This window comes from Candidatus Methylomirabilota bacterium (genome assembly GCA_035260325.1).
Taxonomy (GTDB): Bacteria; Methylomirabilota; Methylomirabilia; order Rokubacteriales; family CSP1-6; genus AR19.
Map to the genome: position 1 here is coordinate 1 of DATFVL010000302.1, position 4234 is coordinate 4234.

Here is a 4234-nt window from a genome sequence, read left to right on the forward strand (position 1 = left end):
TCGCCCGCCACGAGGTCGTCGCCGTCGTCACGCAGCCCGATCGCCCGGCCCACCGGGGTCAGAAGCTCCAGCCGCCGCCCGTGAAGACCCGCGCGCTGGCGGCCGGCGTCCCCGTGCTCCAGCCCGCGCGGCTGCGGGACCCCGAGTGGGCGCCGAGGCTCCGCGAGCTCAGCGCCGACGTCGCCGTGGTCGTCGCGTTCGGCCAGATCCTGCCGAAGGCCGTGCTCGATGCGCCCGCGCGCGGCTCGATCAACGTCCACGGCTCGCTCCTGCCACGCTACCGCGGCGCGGCGCCGATCCAGTGGGCGATCATTCGCGGCGAAACGGTGACCGGCATCACCACGTTCCAGATGGACGAGGGCATGGACACGGGATCGATCCTCCTCTCGGCCTCGACACCGATCGGCCCCGAGGAGACGGCGGGCGAGCTCGCGAGGCGCCTCGCCGACCTCGGCGCGAAGGTCCTCGTCGAGACGCTCGAGCGGCTCGACACGCTCACACCCACGCCCCAGCGCCACGAGGAGGCGACGCTCGCGCCGCGACTCAAGAAGACCGACGGCCATCTCGACTGGCGGCGGCCCGCGCGCGAGCTCGTGAACCTCGTCCGCGGATGCAACCCCTGGCCCGGCGCGCTCACGCGAGCGCCCGTCGGGCTGCTCACGGTCTGGCGCGCGACAGCGGCGGACACCGCAGCGGGGGCGCCACCCGGGACGCTCGTCGGCGGGGCGGGCGCGCTCGCGATCGCCACCGGCGAGGGAGCGCTCCAGCCCTCTGAGGTCCAGCCCGAGAACCGCCGGCCGATGCCGTGGGCGGACTGGCTCAGGGGCGCGCGCCTTCGCCCCGGCGCGCTCTTCACCGCGCCGTGAGCGCGCGCGCGTCGGGACCCTCGCCCGCGCGCGCCGTCGCCGCGCGCGTGCTCGAGCGCGTCGAGGAGGGCGACGCGGCGTTTCCCGACGTGCTTCTCGACGACGCTCTCGGGGCGCGTCGCCTCGCGCAGCGGGACGCGGCGCTCGCGACCGAGCTCGTCTACGGCACGCTCCGCTGGCAGCGCTACCTCGACTGGATCCTGGCGCCCCACTCGAAGCGCGCCCTCGACTCGCTCGACGCGCGCGTGCGCGTCGCCCTCCGCCTCGCCGCCTACCAGCTCGCGTTCCTCGAGCGCGTGCCGGCCTTCGCCGTCGTGAACGACGCCGTCGCCCTCGCGCCCCGCACGCCGGGCGTGAAGGCGTTCGTCAACGCGGTCCTGCGCGCCTTCGCGCGGCGCGGAGCCCGCGAGCGCGAGCCGGCGCCGCCGCGCGACCCCGTGGAGGCGCTCGCGCTCCGCTGCTCGTTCCCGACCTGGCTGGCCGCGCGCTGGGTCGCGCGCTGCGGGCGCGAGGAGGCGGAAGCGCTGATGCGCGCGATGAACGAGCGCCCGCCGCTCACGCTCCGCGCGAACACGCTGCGTGTCACGCGCGAGGCCCTCGCCGCGCGTCTGGCGGCCGAGGAGGGGCTCGGGGCGCGGCTCACGCGGTACGCGCCCGAGGGCCTGGTGGTCGGGCCCGGCGGCGCGCCGGGGGACTGGGCGGCCTTCGCCGACGGGAGCTTCGCCGTACAGGACGAGGCCTCGATGCTCGTGGCGCGGCTCCTCGAGCCCGAGCCCGGCGAGACCGTCGCGGACGTCTGCGCCGCGCCCGGCACCAAGACCACCCACCTGGCGCAGCTCATGGCGAACCGCGGCCGCGTCCTCGCGCTCGACCCCCAGCCGGCGAGGCTCACGCGCGTCGTCGAGGCAGCGGCGCGGCTCGGCGCCACGTGCGTCGAGGCGCTCGAGGGCACGGTCGAGGCGCGCGCCCCGGGCTTCCGCGGCGCGTGCGACCGCGTTCTCGTGGACGCGCCGTGCTCGAACCTCGGCGTGCTCCGCCGGAACCCCGACGCGAAGTGGCGGCGCCGGCCCGAGGATCTGGCCGCGTGCGCCGCCCGTCAGCGGGAGATCCTCGGGGCGGCGGCCGCGATGGTGAAGCCCCGCGGCCGGCTCGTCTACGCGACCTGCTCGCTCGAGCCCGAAGAGAACGACGAGGTCGTCAAGACCTTCCTCGCGGCCCGGCCCGACTTCGCCATAGATCCGCCGCCGGGGTTCCCCGTCCCGCTCGACGCGGACGGCGCGCTCCGCTGCCTGCCCCATCGCCACGGGACCGACGGCTTCACGGCCGTCCGCTTCCGGCGGGCGTGATATAAGAGCGTCGTGGTCAAGATCGCGCCGTCGATCCTCTCGGCGGACTTCGCCGCGCTCGGCGACGACATCCGGCGCGTCGAGGCGGGCGGCGCCGACCAGCTCCACGTCGACGTGATGGACGGCCGCTTCGTCCCGAACCTGACGGTCGGCCCCGTCGTCGTCGCGGCCATCCGCAAGCGCACGCGCCTTCCCCTCGACGTCCACCTGATGATCGTCGAGCCCGAGCGCTACGTCCCCGAGTTCGTCGCCGCCGGCGCCGACCTCGTCACCGTCCACGCCGAGGCGTGCCCGCACCTCTCGCGCACGCTCGCCCAGATCCGCGAGCTCGGCGCCCGGGCGGGCGTCGCGCTCAACCCGGCGACACCGCCCGACGTGCTCCGCTACGTGCTGGACGACCTCGACCTGGTCCTCGTCATGTCGGTGAACCCCGGGTTCGGCGGCCAGGCGTTCATCCCGAGCGCGCACCGGAAGATCCGCGACGTGAAGGCGCTCGTCGGCGACCGGCCCGTGGAGGTCTCCGTTGACGGCGGCGTGAAGGCGGACCTCGCCAAGTCGCTCGTGGAGGACGGGGCGACGACGCTCGTCGCGGGCTCCGCCATTTTTGGCGCGGCAGATCCCGCGGCAGCGGTCAGGGCGCTGCGCGATGCCGCGCGCTAGCCGCGACGCCGCGACCGTCGTCGACGCCCTCGCCCACCGGGGAGAGTTCTTCCGCGTGCTGCAGCAGACCGAGCGGAGCCAGACCGCCGTGATGACGGTGGGGCCCGGCGCGGACGCCGGGCCGGCCGAGGTCCACGACGCCGATCAGATCGTCTACGTCGTCGAGGGCGAGGCGATCGTGAAGCTCGGCGACGACGAGCACAAGGCGGGGCCCGGAGCGCTCGTCATGATCCCGGCAGGAACGCGCCACCACGTCCGCAATCCCGGCGCGGCGCCGCTCTTCTTCGTCACGGTCTACGCGCCGCCCGAGTACTGAGCGGCCGGCGGCCTGCCCTGGCCTACTTCCGGCGGAACTCGGCCGGGAGCTTCACCCACTGGTAGACCCCGACGTTCATCTGCTGGAGCGTCCAGCGCTCGGGATAGTAGTAGCCCGTCGTGGTCTCGGCGACGTAGTAGCCGGGGATTTCGACGGTCTGCTGCTGGGTCTGAGGTGGTATCCCGTCGGGGACCGGCACATAGAGGGTGATCGACACTTGCTGCGGCGCCACCGGGATGTACTGGACCACATCGCCGTAGTTGGGCCGGCTCGACCCGAGCGGGTCCCAGGACTCAGCAGGGTGCGGATTGTTGAGCGGGTGGGGGACGTTTGGCGGCGGTTGCGTGATTGGTCCCCGTGGGAACGTGAACGGGTTGGGCCTCCCTACCTGACCCCAAGCAGGTGCCACGACGCTCACCAGAAGGACGACAACCATCAAGCAACGATTGAACATACGCATCTTCCTTATGTTAACGTATGTCGCTTGTTGTTGCTATTCGGCAGATGATTCCGTAGAGTTAGTTTTTCCATGCTCGACTCTCTCAGCACGAGACTGCAAACCATCTTCGACCGCCTGGGCGGCCGCGGCCGCCTGACGGAGGAGAACGTCCAGGAGGCGCTCCGCGAGGTGCGCGTCGCCCTCCTCGAGGCCGACGTCAACTTCAAGGTGGTCAAGACGTTCATCGACCGCGTGAGGGCGAAGGCGGTCGGACAGGACGTCCTCGCCTCGCTCACGCCCGCCCACCAGGTCGTGAAGGTCGTGCACGACGAGCTGGTCGAGCTGCTCGGGGGCAGCGGTCACCGGCTGGCGCCCGCGTCCCACCCGCCGACCGTGATCATGCTCATCGGTCTCCAGGGCTCGGGCAAGACCACGACGGCCGCGAAGCTCGCGCGCATGTACCAGACGCAGGGCCAGCATCCGCTCCTCGCCGCCGCCGACACGTACCGGCCCGCGGCGCAGGGTCAGCTCCAGACGCTCGGCGCGGAGCTCGGCGTGCCCGTGGCCTCCGGCGGTCAGTCGCCGCTCGAGATCTGCCGGCGGGCGC

6 protein-coding genes are annotated in these 4234 nt (G+C 73.3%); 5 read left to right on the plus strand and 1 reads right to left on the minus strand.

What is annotated here, in order from left to right:
* The 4 genes from fmt to VKG64_19405 all read left to right on the plus strand — a co-directional run.
* The coding region (fmt, locus tag VKG64_19390) for a methionyl-tRNA formyltransferase (protein HKB27203.1) at nucleotides 1–866 on the plus strand (866 nt) is incomplete at its 5' end.
* Complete coding sequence (rsmB, locus tag VKG64_19395) at nucleotides 863–2212, plus strand: 16S rRNA (cytosine(967)-C(5))-methyltransferase RsmB (GenBank protein HKB27204.1); 1350 nt, start codon at nucleotides 863–865, stop codon at nucleotides 2210–2212. The genes fmt and rsmB, both read left to right, overlap by 4 nt.
* Before the next feature lie 12 nt (nucleotides 2213–2224).
* Complete coding sequence (gene rpe / locus VKG64_19400; GenBank protein ID HKB27205.1) at nucleotides 2225–2872, plus strand: ribulose-phosphate 3-epimerase; 648 nt, start codon at nucleotides 2225–2227, stop codon at nucleotides 2870–2872.
* Nucleotides 2859–3188 (plus strand): cupin domain-containing protein, encoded by a 330-nt coding sequence (locus VKG64_19405; protein HKB27206.1) that lies wholly within the window; start codon nucleotides 2859–2861, stop codon nucleotides 3186–3188. Before rpe ends, VKG64_19405 begins: the two co-directional genes overlap by 14 nt.
* 22 nt (nucleotides 3189–3210) lie before the next feature.
* Here the strand turns inward: VKG64_19405 and VKG64_19410 are convergent, their stop codons facing one another.
* Complete coding sequence (locus tag VKG64_19410; protein ID HKB27207.1) at nucleotides 3211–3438, minus strand: hypothetical protein; 228 nt, start codon at nucleotides 3436–3438, stop codon at nucleotides 3211–3213.
* A gap of 279 nt (nucleotides 3439–3717) precedes the next feature.
* On the opposite strand from VKG64_19410, the gene VKG64_19415 reads away from it, so the two are divergent.
* Nucleotides 3718–4234: signal recognition particle receptor subunit alpha (locus VKG64_19415; GenBank protein ID HKB27208.1), on the plus strand; the 517-nt coding region annotated here is incomplete at its 3' end.